General features: G+C 32.6%; 15 protein-coding genes. All 15 read left to right on the forward strand.

Annotated features, from left to right (window positions below; genetic code table 11):
• The first annotated feature begins 3 nt into the window (after positions 1–3).
• Positions 4–936 carry an LCP family glycopolymer transferase gene (locus IGI96_RS13485; protein WP_438785207.1) on the forward strand — a complete coding sequence of 311 codons (933 nt, stop codon included), beginning with the start codon at positions 4–6 and terminating at the stop codon, positions 934–936.
• A 15-nt stretch (positions 937–951) separates the two neighbouring features.
• Positions 952–1,731, forward strand: a complete 780-nt coding sequence (locus IGI96_RS13490) for a YveK family protein (protein ID WP_438785208.1) — start codon at positions 952–954, stop codon at positions 1,729–1,731.
• 9 nt (positions 1,732–1,740) lie between these two features.
• Positions 1,741–2,448, forward strand: coding sequence for a CpsD/CapB family tyrosine-protein kinase (locus tag IGI96_RS13495; RefSeq protein WP_438785209.1), 708 nt, complete (start codon positions 1,741–1,743; stop codon positions 2,446–2,448).
• 23 nt (positions 2,449–2,471) lie between these two features.
• The gene (locus tag IGI96_RS13500; protein ID WP_438785210.1) at positions 2,472–3,236 is read left to right on the forward strand and encodes a tyrosine-protein phosphatase; all 765 of its coding nucleotides are present in this window, start codon (positions 2,472–2,474) and stop codon (positions 3,234–3,236) included.
• A 12-nt stretch (positions 3,237–3,248) separates the two neighbouring features.
• The gene (locus tag IGI96_RS13505; protein WP_438785211.1) at positions 3,249–5,066 is read left to right on the forward strand and encodes a polysaccharide biosynthesis protein; all 1,818 of its coding nucleotides are present in this window, start codon (positions 3,249–3,251) and stop codon (positions 5,064–5,066) included.
• Between the two features lie 11 nt (positions 5,067–5,077).
• Entirely contained in the window at positions 5,078–5,710 is a 633-nt protein-coding gene (locus IGI96_RS13510) for an acetyltransferase (protein ID WP_438785212.1), read from the forward strand.
• 1 nt (position 5,711) lies between these two features.
• Positions 5,712–6,827, forward strand: coding sequence for a DegT/DnrJ/EryC1/StrS family aminotransferase (locus IGI96_RS13515; RefSeq protein ID WP_438785213.1), 1,116 nt, complete (start codon positions 5,712–5,714; stop codon positions 6,825–6,827).
• Positions 6,824–7,495 (forward strand): sugar transferase, encoded by a 672-nt coding sequence (locus IGI96_RS13520; RefSeq protein WP_434313234.1) that lies wholly within the window; start codon positions 6,824–6,826, stop codon positions 7,493–7,495. The genes IGI96_RS13515 and IGI96_RS13520 overlap by 4 nt, the downstream gene beginning before the upstream one ends.
• Entirely contained in the window at positions 7,482–8,789 is a 1,308-nt protein-coding gene (locus tag IGI96_RS13525) for a nucleotide sugar dehydrogenase (RefSeq protein WP_438785214.1), read from the forward strand. The genes IGI96_RS13520 and IGI96_RS13525 overlap by 14 nt, the downstream gene beginning before the upstream one ends.
• Positions 8,790–8,812: 23 nt before the next feature.
• On the forward strand, positions 8,813–9,919 hold the full coding sequence (locus IGI96_RS13530) for a glycosyltransferase family 4 protein (RefSeq protein WP_438785215.1): 1,107 nt from the start codon (positions 8,813–8,815) through the stop codon (positions 9,917–9,919).
• Positions 9,920–9,930: 11 nt separating this feature from the next.
• Positions 9,931–11,163, forward strand: coding sequence for a lipopolysaccharide biosynthesis protein (locus IGI96_RS13535; RefSeq protein WP_438785216.1), 1,233 nt, complete (start codon positions 9,931–9,933; stop codon positions 11,161–11,163).
• A 253-nt stretch (positions 11,164–11,416) separates the two neighbouring features.
• A complete protein-coding gene (locus IGI96_RS13540; RefSeq protein ID WP_434313888.1) occupies positions 11,417–12,376 on the forward strand; it encodes an O-antigen polymerase in 960 nt (319 codons plus the stop codon).
• Positions 12,373–13,653, forward strand: coding sequence for a glycosyltransferase family 4 protein (locus tag IGI96_RS13545; protein ID WP_434313229.1), 1,281 nt, complete (start codon positions 12,373–12,375; stop codon positions 13,651–13,653). Before IGI96_RS13540 ends, IGI96_RS13545 begins: the two co-directional genes overlap by 4 nt.
• The gene (locus IGI96_RS13550) at positions 13,646–14,860 is read left to right on the forward strand and encodes a nucleotide sugar dehydrogenase (protein ID WP_438785217.1); all 1,215 of its coding nucleotides are present in this window, start codon (positions 13,646–13,648) and stop codon (positions 14,858–14,860) included. Before IGI96_RS13545 ends, IGI96_RS13550 begins: the two co-directional genes overlap by 8 nt.
• An 18-nt stretch (positions 14,861–14,878) precedes the next feature.
• Positions 14,879–16,012, forward strand: coding sequence for a non-hydrolyzing UDP-N-acetylglucosamine 2-epimerase (gene wecB, locus IGI96_RS13555; protein ID WP_086294942.1), 1,134 nt, complete (start codon positions 14,879–14,881; stop codon positions 16,010–16,012).
• The last annotated feature ends 5 nt before the right edge of the window (positions 16,013–16,017 follow it).

A 16,017-nucleotide genomic window follows, 5' to 3' on the forward strand; every position in this document is an offset into this window, starting at 1 on the left:
CAAATGTCAAAAGGAAAAAAAATCTTTCTAATTATTTTTTCAATCGTTGCAGTGTTAGTCATCGGATTGATCGGTGTTGCTGCTAAACTATATTTTGATGTGTCAAACTCAATTAGCGAAACTTATCAATCAGTTGAGCGTGTTCGAGAAGATCGCCTACGTGAAAATGATGTCGATCTATCCCAACAAGAGTCCTTCTCGGTTTTACTGATGGGGATCGATACCGGTGATTTAGGCAGAGTCGAACAAGGCCGTTCTGATACCATGATGGTTGCGACCATCAGCCCACAAGACAATCAGACGACGGTGGTGAGTATTGGACGAGATTCCTATGTCGATATCGTTGGACACGGGACGACAGATAAAATTAACCATGCCTATGCTTTCGGTGGACCAGCGATGGCAATGAATACCGTAGAAAAATTCTTGGATATTCCAATCGATCATTATGTATCAATCAATATGGCTGGTTTAAAAGAATTAGTCGATGCAGTCGGCGGAATTGAAGTTGACAATGAAATTACCTTTTCGCAAGATGGCTTTGATTTTGCTATCGGACGTACGTCACTAAATGGCGAACAAGCCCTTGCCTATTCAAGAATGCGTTATGAAGATCCAAATGGCGATTATGGACGTCAAGAACGTCAACGGAAAATCGTTGAAGGGATCGTTAAGAAAGTCTTGAGTCTTGATGGAATCACCCAATATCAAACAATCTTAAATGCTGTTGAGCAAAACATGAAAACAGATATGAGTTTCGATGACATGCGAACTTTAGCATTTAATTATCGCAGTGCCTTTCAAACAATCAAACAAGATCAGTTGCAAGGGGAAGGATTCATGCAAGACGGCATCTCATATCAGCGAGTGAGTGACGAAGAACTAGCAAGAGTTCAAAAAGAGTTGAAAGCTCAACTAAATCTAGAGAATGAATAGGAAAGTGGAGAAAAGATGGAAGAAACAATTAGCTTAAAAGAAATATTCGCAATTCTACGGAAACACTTAGCTGCTATTTTTATTTCAATGTTTGCTGGTTTAGCTTTAGCAGGGATATTCACCTTCTTTGTCATTACACCTAAATACAGTTCACAAGCCCAGTTGATTGTGACATTGCCTCAATCAGAAACTACCAATGCAAACGATGTAAATACAAACTTGCAAATGATCAATACGTATAAAGATATGATCGTCAGTGATTTAGTTATGACACAAGTCAAGGATCGTTTGGAGTCTGAAAATAACCTTGACTTGACTGTCGGACAATTGAAGGAATCCATTTCGATCAATCAATCGCAAAACTCACAAATGTTTTCCATTCAGGCAACTAGTACCAATGCAGTGTCAGCGCAAAATATTGCCAACACGACCGCATTGGTCTTTCAAGAAAATGCCCAAGATGTTATGAATGTTGATAAAATTTCAATCATTTCAAGTGCGGTAGCTAGTACTACACCAGTTTCACCTAACAACAAACTAAACTTAGCCATTGGTCTAGTACTAGGCATCATGGTCGGTGTTGGCTTAGCCTTCTTATTAGAGTTGCTAGATCGAACTGTCAAAGATGATAAATTTGTAACTGAAACATTAGGCTTTACCGTATTAGGTACCGTACCCAAAATGTCACCAAAAGAATTGGCTGCGACCATTCAGAAAAAACCAAGTGCACCATTCATTAAGAAACCGCAAGGCGACAAATCGGCAGAATCACGTCGCAGTCGTAGTCGGGTCTAGGAGGGAACAATGATGGCAAAAAAACAAGAACGAACTGGGACACAAACGCATGCAGTAAGTTTGATCACGCTAATTGATCCTTCTTCACCAATCTCAGAGCAATATCGTACGATCCGTACAAATATTCAATTTGCATCTTCCGCAGATAAGCAAATCAAGACCATTGTTGTTACTTCTTCTGGTCCAGGTGAAGGGAAATCGACAACCTCAGCCAATTTAGCGGTTGTTTTTGCTAAATCAGGACAACGGGTATTGTTAGTTGATGCCGATATGCGAAAGTCTACTGTATACAAGACGTTTAGCTTAAATAATGCGAGTGGATTGAGTACCGTATTAAGTACCTCAACGAGCGTCCTTGAAGCAGCCCAAAAAACGGTGATCGATAATTTATCTGTCTTAACAAGTGGACCGAAACCACCAAATCCATCTGAGCTTCTTGGATCGGCACGAATGAACCAAGTGATTGAAGAAGCGAAAAATCTTTATGATGTGGTTATTTTTGATATGCCACCTGTTGTAGCTGTGACCGATGCGCAAATCATGGCATCTAAAGCAGATGGGACGATTTTGGTGGTACGAGAGAATGTTGCTCGCAAAGAATCCTTAACAAAAGCGAGAGATCTTTTAAATATGGTTCAAGCAAGAATCATTGGTGTCGTTTATAACGGTGCCGAACATTCGAAAGATTCAGGGTACTACTATTATTATGGAAATTAATTAGTTTGAAGGAGACGAGAGAAATGATTGATTTACATTGCCACATTTTACCAGGAATTGATGATGGTGCAGAAGACATCAATGCGAGCATTGCTATGGCTGAAAAAGCGATTAGCCAAGGAATCACGCATATCCTTTGTACACCACATCATAACAATGGAAAATACCGCAATCCGAAGTCAGAGGTCATTTCTCTCGTTACTTCTTTACAAGAAGAATTGGACGCACGGAGCTTGTCCTTGACAGTACTTGAGGGACAAGAGGTGAGAATAACAGGAGATTTAATTGAGGATATACAGAAAAATAACATCCTTTTTACAGATCTTGATGATACGTATATCTTGATAGAATTTCCTACGATTGAAGTACCTACGTATACAGAACAAATTTTCTTCGATTTACTACAGCTGGGAAAAATTCCAGTCATTGTCCATCCCGAGCGGAATGCTCATTTTAGGAAAGACCCTAACAATCTTATCCCATTTTTAGATATGGGCTGTTTAGCTCAGTTAACTGCGCCAAGTTATGTCGGCGTATTTGGAAAAGAGATTCAAAAAACCGCAAAAACAATGGTTGAACATAATCTTGTTCAGATGGTCGCTTCGGATGCCCATGGCGTTACAAAACGCCCCTTTAATCTAAAAGAAGCTTATGAGCAAGTTGAGCAAGATTTTGGCATGCTCAAAGTAACATTGATGAAACAAGTAGCAAAAGATTTGATAAACGGGGATCAGATCAATTTTCCAACTTTTACAGAAGTGAAAAAAAAGAAATTCGGATTATTTTAGGGGGCAACTGGGTTGTTTGAATTAACGAGAAGAAGAAAAATTGTAACTTTGATAGTTGTAGATAGTTTATTGATCATAGCAGCGAATTTAGCAGCAGTTTATTTTATGAAACCCTTTGTGACGATTCCAAAAGAATTTACATTGATGTCAGTGAGCTTATCTGTCGGTTTCTACCTGTTTTATGGTCCCATGTTCCGTGTTTTTTCTCGAATCAATCGCTATACGAATCTGAAAGAAATGATCGCTATCTTCTTGGCTGTCTCATGCAGCGCTTTTACATGTAATGTGATCTTGTTTTTCGGTGATGAAACCTATAGCGTGCGCTTAGTGATCTTTACATACTTTCTTTCGCTCTTTCTGATCATTGCTAGTCGATTGATTTGGCGGATCTATATTGAAAGAAAAAACATGAGAGGGTCATCTAATGAAGTCGTCAAGAATACTCTGATCGTCGGTGCAGGAGAAGGCGGCCGTATTCTTTACAATAGCTTCGTAGGTTCGAAAACGGCAAGTGACATTAATATTATCGGATTTGTCGATGATGATCCGAATAAACGAAACACTTATCTTTCTGGAAAAAAAGTCTTGGGTGGTATCAGCGATTTGCCTGAATTGATTCAAAAGTATGAGATCAATATGGTTACGATCGCCATTCCTTCTTTGTCACGGAAAAAATTGCGAAGTATTTTTAGCTTAATTGAACCTTTGCATGTCAAAGTCAATACGATGCCCTCAATGGAAGAAATCGCCTCTGGGAAAATCAGCACTTCACGTTTGAAGAAAATCGATGTCGTTGATTTGCTAGGCAGAGATGAAGTCAAATTGGATATCGACTCCATCAAAGATCAAATTACCGGAAAGACGATATTAGTGACTGGTGCTGGTGGATCGATTGGTTCCGAAATCTGTCGCCAAGTAATTCAATTCAATCCTAAAAAAATAGTTTTGTTAGGACACGGAGAAAACTCGATTTACTTAATTGACCGCGAGTTGAACATCAATTTTAAAGACAATATTACCGAAATCGTTCCCGTTATATCCGATATACAAGATCGTGAAAAAATGTTTGAAATCATGAACGAAGTCAAACCGGATATCGTCTATCATGCGGCAGCTCATAAACACGTGCCGTTGATGGAATACAATCCTAAAGAGGCAGTTAAAAACAATATCTACGGAACGAAGAATACTGCTGAAGCTGCTAAAGCTGCGAAGGTGAAAAACTTTGTAATGGTCTCTACAGATAAGGCCAATAATCCGCCAAACGTCATGGGGGCAACAAAGCGCATCTCTGAGATGATTGTTACTGGCTTAAATGAAAAAGGTTGCACGAAATTTTCTGCTGTACGTTTTGGTAATGTCTTAGGTTCAAGAGGCAGTGTGATTCCAGTATTCCGTGAGCAAATAGCAAAAGGCGGACCAATCACAGTGACTGATTTTCGTATGACTCGCTATTTCATGACGATTCCAGAAGCTAGCCGCTTGGTTATTCAGTCAGGTGCACTTGCTAAAGGTGGCGAAATCTTCATTTTAGACATGGGCGAACCGGTGAAAATCGTAGATCTTGCGAAGAATATGATTCGTCTAAGTGGTTATAGCGAAGAAGAGATTGAGATTATTGAAACAGGGATTCGGCCTGGTGAAAAATTATACGAAGAATTATTATTGGATAAAGAACGGAATGATGAAGCAGTCTTTGAGAAAATTTTTGTTGGGAAGATAAAGGGATACTCGTTGGGCGAAGTTAATAGTTTTTTAGATGGCTTATCCTCTAATCAGAAATTATTGGCCAAGGAGCTTGTTTTGTTCGCAAATGCTTCTAATAAATGAGGTGATTATAAGTGGAATTAGTAATAATTGGAGCCGGCGGATTTGCGAAAGAAATTATTTTTTTAGTAGAAAGAACTAATCGCTTTAATGTTATAGGGCTAATCGACGATAATTATTTTAATCTTCCAGATAATCTACTTTCCTATCCGCTTCTTGGAGGAATTGATTATTTGAAAAATTTAAAAAAGAATACAGCAGTTGTGATTGGGATATCAGATCCGGATGTGAAAAGGTCTATTTGGGATCAATTAAAAAAAAATGATAATTTGTTTTTCCCGAATATTGTTGATGATACTGCCTTAATAGGTAGTGAAGTATCATTAGGAATTGGAAATATTATAATGGCCTATACAACTTTTTCTGCTAATATAAAAGTAGGTGATTTTAATATGATTAATATTCATTCTACAATTGGGCATGATACCATTATCAAAAATTTTAATTCCATTTATCCGGCAGTTAATTTATCCGGCAATGTCCATGTTGGATCTGGTAATGAATTTGGGGTTGGGACGAAGGTGATACCAGGTATTGATGTTGGAGATGATAATAAAATTGGAGCTGGTAGTGTAGTAATACGAAATATTAAGAATAAATCAAAAATAGTTGGGGTACCTGCTAAAATAATAGAAAGTTGGGATTAATGTGAATAAAAAAAGAATATTACTTTCTTCACCTCATATGAGTGAACAAGGCTATGAGCAAGAATTCGTCAAAGAAGCGTTTGATACTAATTGGATTGCACCCTTAGGAGCTAATGTAGATAAATTTGAGGATGAATTAGCAAAATTTGTTGGGATAAAACATGCTGCTGCTTTATCATCTGGTACATCTGCATTACATTTGGCACTAAAGGCTGCTGACGTAAAAAGAGATGATATTGTTTTATGCCAGTCATTAACTTTCTCTGCAACTGTGAATCCGATTCTTTATGAGGGGGCTATTCCTGTTTTAATAGATAGTGATTTTGATACTTGGAATATGAGTCCAATATATTTGAGAGCTGCATTAGAGAAATATCCTCATGCTAAAGCAGTTGTAGTGGTTCATTTGTATGGATTATCAGCTGATTTAGAAGCTATTCTCAGTGTATGTAATGAATTTGGTGTAACATTAATTGAAGATGCCGCAGAGTCTCTAGGAACGACTTATAAAGGGAAATACACAGGTACCTTTGGCAAATATGGTATATATTCATTCAACGGTAATAAAATTATTACAACATCCGGAGGAGGAATGCTTATTTCAAATGACGAAGATAAGATTGAAAAAGCAAGATTTTGGTCAACGCAATCTCGTGAAAAAGTAAGATACTATGAACATAAAGAACTTGGATATAACTACAGAATGAGTAATATTGTAGCAGGTATTGGTCGAGGTCAACTAAAAGTATTAAATGATCGAATTAAAAAGAAAAATTCTATTTATAATTTTTATAAATCTGAACTTGATAATATAGATGAAATTGGATTTATGCCTAATAATGTATGGAATGAGCCAAACTTCTGGCTCAGTGTAATTACGTTGGAAAATACTACTCCTGATAAACTTATAAACTTCTTAGAAAAAGAGAATATTGAAGCGAGACCTGTTTGGAAACCGATGCATTTGCAGCCTTTTTTACAGGGTTATGACTATATTGGTGAAAAAGTAGCAGAACAATTATATCAAACAGGCGTGTGTTTACCTTCTGATTCTAAGATGAATAATGAGGATCTCCTTAGAGTAACTAATGCAATAAAGAAAGTGCTGTCCATATGAAGAAAAGCAACCTTTATGAGAAGTTCATCAAACGTTTTTTAGATATTATTCTATCAGGAATGCTAATTTTATTACTTAGTCCAATATTCATTATTTTGGCATTACTTGTTAAAAGAAAATTAGGGTCACCAGTAATATTTTGTCAGCTAAGACCTGGGAAAAATGAAAGAATATTCAAGATGTATAAATTTAAGACTATGACTAACGAATTAGATGATTCGGGTAATCTATTACCAGATCACATGAGAATTACCAAGTTTGGAAGTTTACTCAGGTCCTTAAGTTTAGATGAATTACCGGAGTTGTGGAATATTTTTAAAGGTGACATGAGTTTGGTAGGTCCAAGACCCCTTTTAGTTGAATACCTCCCATTATATAATGAGAAACAGAGACAAAGACATATTGTTCGTCCTGGGTTAACAGGATTAGCCCAAGTTAGTGGGAGAAATTTAGTTAGTTGGGAAGATAAATTTTTTATGGACTATAAGTATGTAAATAATATAACCTTTGCACAGGATTTCCAAATTATAATTTTAACTATAAAAAAGGTTTTAATTAGAGAAGGTATTTCTTCTAGTAATCATGTAACAAATGAAAAATTCAAAGGGAATGGTACCTCTGAAATAAATAGGCTTGATTTAGAAAGGAAAAAAAATGAATTTGTATAGTGATATTATTAATAAAAAAGAATCAATTAGCATTATCGGATTAGGCTATGTGGGAATGCCAATAGCAGTAGCCTTTGCGAAAAAGATTAATGTAATAGGTTTTGATTTAAATTCAAAAAAAATTGATCAGTACAAAAAAGGTATAGACCCAACTAAAGAAGTAGGAAATTCAGCTATAAAAGAGTCAAATGTTTACTTTACAGCGAATGAAGAAGATTTAAAAAAATCTAAATTTCATATTGTTGCTGTGCCAACCCCCATAAATATGGATAAAACACCAAATTTAAACCCAGTAATAAATGCTAGTAAAATTGTTGGAAGAAATCTTATAAAAGGATCAATTATTGTTTATGAATCAACGGTTTATCCAGGCGCTACAGAGGACATTTGTATTCCGATTTTGGAAAGGGAATCTGGCTTAAAATATGGCATTGATTTTAAAGTTGGTTATTCGCCAGAACGAATAAATCCAGGTGATAAAATTAATACTTTAGAAAAAATAGTGAAGATTGTGTCGGGTTCAGACGATGAATGTTTAGAAATAATTAGTAAAGTCTATGAAATAGTTATCGAAGCTGGAATTTATAAAGCTCCTTCAATAAAGGTAGCAGAAGCTGCAAAAGTTGTTGAAAATTCTCAAAGAGATATAAATATAGCATTCGTGAATGAGCTTTCTATAGCTTTTGATAAAATGGGGATAGATACAAATGAAGTTGTTGATGCTATGAATACCAAATGGAATGCATTGGGATTTCGTCCAGGATTAGTTGGTGGACATTGTATTGGCGTAGATCCGTATTATTTTATTTATCAAGCAGAAAATTTAGGGTATAGTTCACAAATCATATCTGCAGGCAGGAAGATTAATGACAGTATGGGTGAATTTATTGCTGATGCGGCAATAAAAAAACTTGCCTTAACTGGAAAACCAATTAAAGATTCGAATGTTACCATTTTTGGATTAACATTTAAAGAAAATTGTCCTGATTTACGAAATTCTAAAGTAAATGACATTATCATTAGATTAAATGAATACGGGATAGATCCTACAGTCGTAGATCCTTGGGCTGATGAAGGGGAAGCACTATTAGAGTATGGGGTAAATTTAAAAAAAATTAATGATGTTTGTAATCAAGATCTCCTAATTTTTGCGGTTTCTCATAATGAATTTAAAGCTATTAATTTAGAAAAACTGAATAAAATGTGTACAAATCCCAAAATAATAGTTGATATAAAAAGTATTTTTAACAAAATAGAATTAGAAAAAAATGGGTTTCAAGTATGGAGAATGTAGCGATAAACTGAGGGGATAGCCGAATGATTAAGGTCTTGCATATTTGTAGTGAATTTAATAGCTCAAATTTATATGATAATTATTTTAAAGAACTCAACAATTATGTTGAGAACGAAGTGATAGTTCCGGTTTCATATAAAACTAAATATGAAAAAAATGAAAATATTATATTTTTGCCGTGTTTTAATCCATTTGATAGGATATCTTTTTATTACAAGAGCGGAAAAATATTGAAGGCTGTTATGAATCAAACTGAGGTTACAGAGTATGATATTATTCAGGCACACACTTTATTTACAAACGGAAATGTTGCTTATAATTTACACATTAAATATGGCCTACCATATATTGTCACTATTAGAAATACTGATATAAATATTTTTTTGAAATATAAGCCTTATTTGAAAAATCAAGCAATAAAAATTTTAAAAAAATCACAAGCTATAATATTCTTATCTGAATCATATAGAAAAAAAATTATCAATGTTTTGAATGATAAAGAACTTTCAGAGGTTATTTTAAATAAATCAAGCATAATTCCAAATGGAATTGATTCCTTTTTTATTGATAACATTAATTTGCTTAGAAAAAATAATGTTATCACAAATAAAGTAAATTTGATAACTGTTGGAAAAATTGAGAAAAATAAAAATCAGCTTTCTGTTTGTAAGTCCATTGAAAAAATTCGAAGTTTTATAGATATTGAGTATGTATTGGTAGGACCAATCACTGATAAAGTATACTTTGATAAAGTTAATAGTTATTCTTTTGTTAAGCATTTAGGTGTTTTGGATAAGCAAGGAGTGATTGATGCTCTTAGAGAATCTCATATATTCGTAATGCCATCAAGAACTGAAACATTCGGCTTATCTTATGTAGAGTCTATAAGTCAAAATGTACCAGTTATTTACTCAAAAAATGAAGGATTTGATGGACAATTTGAAGAGGGGGTTGTTGGCTTCTCAACTGATCCTAATTCAACTGAAGAAATAGCTTGTTCTTTAAAACAATTGTTATCCAATTATTCAAAGTTTTCAAATATAGGGATACTTGCTGAAAGGTTTAGTTGGAAAGAAATTGTTAAAGAGTATTATACTATTATGTCTAAAATTACTAAGGAAGATGAATAAAAGGTATATTTATGCTTACAAGGATTAAAATATATTTTTTCAACAATAATAATAAACAATTTTTTTCAGATGTGTTTTTAAACCTAATATCCAATGTATTGATGATATCAGTTGTGCAATTTCTTGTCTTTCCAACATTATCATCCAGCGTAAATAGTAACTATTTTGGTCAAATTGTTACTATTTACGGAATTAATAATGTAATTGTTAATTGCCTTGGAAATTCACTTAATAATATTAGAATATTGAATAGAGAAAAAGATAGAAGCTTCACCATGCTTGCATGGATTATTAATGTTTTTTCAGTTGTGTCAATCATTTTATTCTCAATAGTGTACACTTCAGAGATGAAAATTTTTGACGTAATCTTATTTAGTTTTGTAACTCTCCTTGCTAATACAAGAGCGTATTGCTCTTCATACTATAGAATTGTATTAAAATATAAAGATTTATTAAAACTAAATTTTTTAATTGTTCTTGGGAATATTTTTGGCTATCTAATGTTTTTTAAGTTTAATTCCTGGGTTATACTTTTTTTGTTTGGGGAGCTATTTGGATTATTATACTTATTTTTATCAAAAAATCCGCTTATGTTAGAACTAATAAATATAGAAAAACTAGGAAAAAAAGTCGACAGAATTATCTTAAGAGACTTTTTTCAATTGTTTGAAACGAATTTAATAGCCAACATATTAAACTATCTTGATCGATTTTTAATTGCTCCTTTGCTGGGAGCTTTGAGCATGGGGATTTTCTATGCAGCATCATCTGTTTCTAAAGTATTTACTATGATAATTTCCCCCATGACAAATGTCTTACTATCTTATATTACTCAAAAATCTTTTAGACTGACAAAAAATAGTCTATTAAAAATAGAAGTTGGATTTCTCATATTGGGATTTCCCTGTTATTTTATTATGAATATTCTTTCCAATATCTTGGTAAACCTTCTTTATCCAAGTTTTTCTGAAGAAGCCAGTAAACTTATTCCAATAATTTGTGTAGGTATTTCTTTAGATTTGGTTTTTAATATTTTGCGACCATTTATGATGCGACTGTATTCCCTAAAGTATCAGACCATTATACAAATGACTTCTGGGTTTATATATATTGTATTTTCAATTTTACTTAGTATCTATTTCAATCTAATTGGTTTTTGTATAGCATATGTTTTAGGAATAGCACTTAAATTATTTTTACAAACTATTATAATTATATTTTTTAAACAAAATGATGAAGAATAGTTTTTTAAGATTTTTTAGTTGGAAAAGGGGAAATGAATTGACAATAAGAAAGCATTATAATGAATTTTATATAGTTGTAATACTTTATCTACAATCGTTTATTGGATTGTTTACACTTTTTTTACCAAATGCTTTTATTTATGTGCTAGATAAATTAATTTTTATATTGTTAATGTTCATAGTGCTCACTGCCAATAATTTTAAATTCAATAGATATTTCTGGTTTATAATTAGTATGATCTCAGTATTATTTATGATAAATGCATTATTTTATCAAAATCCCATTAACTTGTTGGGTGTATATATAACTTTTATATCTATTTTTATTCCTGTTTTATATCTAATTAATCAAGATATAAACTATAAATCTATTTTTTATTTTTGGGAAAAAATATCTACTCTATTTACTTTGCTACTCCCACTTTATATCTATTTAGTTATAAATTCGAAAATCAGTTATTTTGATGTAGCATTATTGACGAATATAAATGTTGCTGGAATAGCGTTTAATCTTGTTTTAGTAAATAGAAATAAAAAATTCTGGAGTTTTTTATTTCTATTCGCTAATTTATTTGTAGGCTTTATATTTGGATCCAGATCCATTTTTGTAGCAACTGTATTTATATTGATATTCATCTACCTTATATTTTATAAAGACAAAAATTTTAAATTCTATCTGCAAATTTTTTGCTGGGGAGTTTTGCTAATACTTATTGCTATCAACTTAATTCCTTTGCTTTTATCTTTGCAAAATTTTTTATTTGACCATAATATAAGTTCACGCAATTTGAATTTGTTTATACAACAACTAACAGCACAAAATCGGGAGTTATACTTGAGTGGAAGAGATGATATTTATCCAGTAGTGCTTAATTATTTATCTAAAAGTTCTGGATTTCCGAGTGGATTAGGTGTTGCAAGAGTTTTAACTGGTGGCGTTTATTATCATGCTCACAACTTTTTTTTAGAACTTCTACTAACTTTTGGAGTTATTATTGGCAGTATATTTAGTTTAGTTTATATCTATATTATTATCTTTTTAAGTCTGAAAAGTAGAAAAACTTATCGTGATGCTTTTATTATAATTTTATTAGTATCATTTACGGTAAGATCTTTCTTTGCAGCGTATTTCTTACAAGATACAATGTTTATATTAGGTTTTTCAATGTTAATGAAAAACTTATTTAGTAAGAAAGGAACTCAAAATTTATGAAGAAAAAAATTTGGATCATGAATCATTATGCTAATGAGATGTTTATCAACGAAGGTGGTAGACATTACTCTTTTGCTAAAAATCTAATTAATTTTGGGTATGAGCCAATAATTATATGTGCAAGTTCATTTCATAATAAACGTGAAAAAATGAAATTTAATGGACCTTTTTCGATTATAGAAAAAGATAAGATAAATTTTGTTTTCATTGATACGTCAATAGCTACAGGAAACGGAATAGCTAGAATTAAAAACATGTTGGATTTTTATTTGAAAACGAAAAAATATTCAAAGGAAATTTCTGAAAAGATTGGTAAACCGGATATAATTTTAGCCTCAAGTGTTCATCCATTAACGTTGGTTTCTGGCATAAAAATTGCTAACTCTTTTAACATACCGTGTATATGTGAAATAAGAGATCTTTGGCCAGAAGCTATCTTTTCATTTTCCAATAAATTAAGCGAGAATAGTTTTTTTGGGAAAGTTTTAGTAAAAGGTGAATATTGGATTTATAAAAATGCGGATGCTCTAATATTTACAAAAGAAGGGGACACAGATTATTTAAAAGATCGGAGATGGATGAAATCTCAAGGTGGAGATATAAAGGACGAAAAATGCTTCTATATTAATAATGGAGTTGAAATTGATTCATTTAATAAAAATATTTCTGATAATTTCTACTTGAATGATCATCTTGATTCTGATGAATTTGTTGTGGTTTACACTGGTGCAATTAGACCTGTAAATAATGTACGGAAGTTAGTAGAAGCAGCTTCCTGTTTGGTGGATGAGAAAATTAAAATATTAGTTTTTGGTGACGGAAATGAAAAGCAAGCATTAGAAGCGGAAATCGTCTCAAAAAATTTGAAAAATATTATTTTCATGGGACAAGTTGAAAAAAAATATGTGCCATCTATTCTTAAAAAATCTAATTTAAATATATTAAATTATTCTCAGACTAATTATAATTGGAGTAGGGGAAATAGTTCTAATAAACTTTTTGAGTATCTAGCATCAGGTACTCCAGTTTTATCAACTGTAAAAATGGGGTATTCAATATTAGATAAATATAACTGTGGAACGGAAATATTTGATGCTAAACCCGAACAAATAGCTAGAGAAATATTATTTTTCAAAAATATGAGCAAGAAAGATTATGAAAAGATGTCAAAAAATGCGCTGAATGCAGCTGAAGAGTTTGATTATAAAATATTAACAAATAAGCTCATTACAGTAATTAATTATACAAATGAGAGGGCAAATACAGAAAATGATTAATATTATAGGATTAGGTTATATAGGATTGCCAACGGCTTTAATGTTAAGCGTATCTGGAAACAAGGTTGTTGGAACAGATTATAACAAGGACGTGGTAGATACTCTTCGAAGTAAAAAACTAACATTTGAAGAACCAGGTTTAGAAAAACTTTTTAAAGATGCTAATGAAAAAGGTATAAAGTATAGTTATGAATATCAAAACTCAGATTTTTATATAATTACTGTACCGACTCCGTATGATAAATTAAATAAAAAAATTAATCCTTCATACTTGATTTCTGCTACGAAGAAAGTGTTAAAAGTTTGTAACAAAGGGGCAGTTTTAGTGATCGAATCTACTGTCTCACCAGGTACTATAGATAAATTTATTAGACCGTTAATCCATGATGCTGGACTGATTATCAACGATGATATATTTTTAGCTCATGCACCAGAAAGAATACTACCAGGACAAATGATTTATGAGTTAGAGAACAATTCAAGAACAATTGGGGCTGATCTACCGGAAATAGCTGAAAAAGTTAAAACCATCTACCAAACATTTTGTAAAGGAGAAATTATTTGTACTGATATTAGAACAGCAGAAATGAGCAAAGTTGTAGAAAATACATTTAGAGCTGTTAATATCGCGTTTGCAAATGAATTAACTAAAATAGCAAGATATGATAATCTGGATGTTCATGAAATTATTAGAATTTCAAATATGCATCCTAGGGTAAATATATTAAATCCAGGTCCAGGAGTGGGGGGACACTGCATACCTGTTGATCCGTGGTTTTTAGTTGGAGATTATCCAAGATTAACGAAATTGATTTCAGCGGCATTAGAAGTTAATGAATCTATGCCTGATCTAGTTTTAAGCAGAATTACAGACATAATGAAAGACCACGGAATTACTGACAAGTCAAAGGTAGGTATTTACGGATTATCCTATAAACAGGATGTTGATGATTATCGAGAAAGTCCAACAGTGCAAATGTTTGAGAAAATGGGAGAGCATTTCGCGGAACCTTTCAGAGTTTATGATCCAATGATTCATAATAGAGTAGTTAAAAGTCAAATCATGGATTTTGATTCTTTTATTAATGATAGTGAGATTGTGGTAGTAATGGTTCCACATTCACAAATAAAATCCCAACAAGATAAGCTTAAAAACAAACTAGTTTTGGATCCTCATAACATATTTGATTTTTCATACAAACTTTAACGAAAATAGAGGAATAAAATGAATAAAATTAAAATCATGACAATATTTGGTACAAGGCCAGAGGCTATCAAAATGGCACCACTTGTCAAAGCTATTGAAGAAGATCTTCGATTCGAGTCAATTGTAACTGTGACGGCTCAGCATCGCCAAATGTTAGATCAGGTAATGAATATTTTTGATTTATCAGCAGATTACGATTTAAATATAATGAAAGATGGACAAACATTAGCGGGTATAACAAGTCGCGTAATAAAAGAATTAGATCAGATTTTTGAAGAAGCAAAACCAGATATTGTTCTTGTTCATGGTGATACGACAACAACTTTTTCGGCATCAATAGCTAGTTTTTATCATCAAATAAAAATAGGGCATGTAGAAGCAGGTCTAAGAACTTGGAATAAGTACTCTCCGTTTCCCGAAGAAATGAATAGACAGCTCACTGATGTTTTAGCAGATATTTATTTTGCTCCTACTGAGATGAGTAAGAAAAATTTATTAAATGAAAAAAGAAATATCAGCGATATTTACGTTACCGGAAATACGGCTATTGATGCCATGAAATATACCATTTCAGACCAATATAGTCATTCTTTATTAACAGATATAGGGGATAAAAAAATAATACTAGTTACAATGCATAGAAGAGAAAACTTAGGAAATCCTATGAAGAACGTTTTCAAAGCGATAAATCGAATTGTCGAACGCTTTGATGATGTACATGTGGTATTCCCTATGCATAAGAATCCGATAGTTCGAAAAACCGTAAAAGAAACTTTGATTGATTGTGATCGAATTCATTTAATTGAACCATTAGACGTGGTGGATTTTCAAAACTTTGCTAATCATAGCTATATGATTATGTCAGATTCTGGAGGAGTGCAGGAAGAAGCTCCTTCCTTAGGAAAACCTGTATTAGTTTTACGTGATACAACTGAGAGACCAGAAGGAATAGAGGCTGGCACATTAAGATTAGTTGGTACAAGTGAAGATAAAGTATTTGTGTCTGCCAAAGAATTGCTTGAAGATAATGATATTTACGACCAAATGTCTAAAGCTTCAAACCCTTACGGAGATGGATTTGCTAGTCAGAGAATTTTAGATGCTATTGCATACAGCTTTGGCTTAACTAATGAAAAACCTTCTGAGTTTTGAAACAA

Origin of the sequence: Enterococcus sp. DIV0421 (assembly GCF_051713745.1) — a bacterium.
Classification (GTDB): Bacteria; Bacillota; Bacilli; order Lactobacillales; family Enterococcaceae; genus Enterococcus_D; species Enterococcus_D casseliflavus.

Bases quoted from the DNA above. Each gene is read 5' to 3' on its own strand.
- IGI96_RS13485 (WP_438785207.1), top strand. From the start codon at position 4: ATGTCAAAAGGAAAAAAAATCTTTCTAATTATTTTTTCAATCGTTGCA.
- IGI96_RS13490 (WP_438785208.1), top strand. From the start codon at position 952: ATGGAAGAAACAATTAGCTTAAAAGAAATATTCGCAATTCTACGGAAA.
- IGI96_RS13495 (WP_438785209.1), top strand. From the start codon at position 1,741: ATGATGGCAAAAAAACAAGAACGAACTGGGACACAAACGCATGCAGTA.
- IGI96_RS13500 (WP_438785210.1), top strand. From the start codon at position 2,472: ATGATTGATTTACATTGCCACATTTTACCAGGAATTGATGATGGTGCA.
- IGI96_RS13520 (WP_434313234.1), top strand. From the start codon at position 6,824: ATGAAGAAAAGCAACCTTTATGAGAAGTTCATCAAACGTTTTTTAGAT.
- IGI96_RS13525 (WP_438785214.1), top strand. From the start codon at position 7,482: ATGAATTTGTATAGTGATATTATTAATAAAAAAGAATCAATTAGCATT.
- IGI96_RS13530 (WP_438785215.1), top strand. From the start codon at position 8,813: ATGATTAAGGTCTTGCATATTTGTAGTGAATTTAATAGCTCAAATTTA.
- IGI96_RS13535 (WP_438785216.1), top strand. From the start codon at position 9,931: ATGCTTACAAGGATTAAAATATATTTTTTCAACAATAATAATAAACAA.
- IGI96_RS13540 (WP_434313888.1), top strand. From the start codon at position 11,417: ATGATAAATGCATTATTTTATCAAAATCCCATTAACTTGTTGGGTGTA.
- IGI96_RS13545 (WP_434313229.1), top strand. From the start codon at position 12,373: ATGAAGAAAAAAATTTGGATCATGAATCATTATGCTAATGAGATGTTT.
- IGI96_RS13550 (WP_438785217.1), top strand. From the start codon at position 13,646: ATGATTAATATTATAGGATTAGGTTATATAGGATTGCCAACGGCTTTA.
- wecB (WP_086294942.1), top strand. From the start codon at position 14,879: ATGAATAAAATTAAAATCATGACAATATTTGGTACAAGGCCAGAGGCT.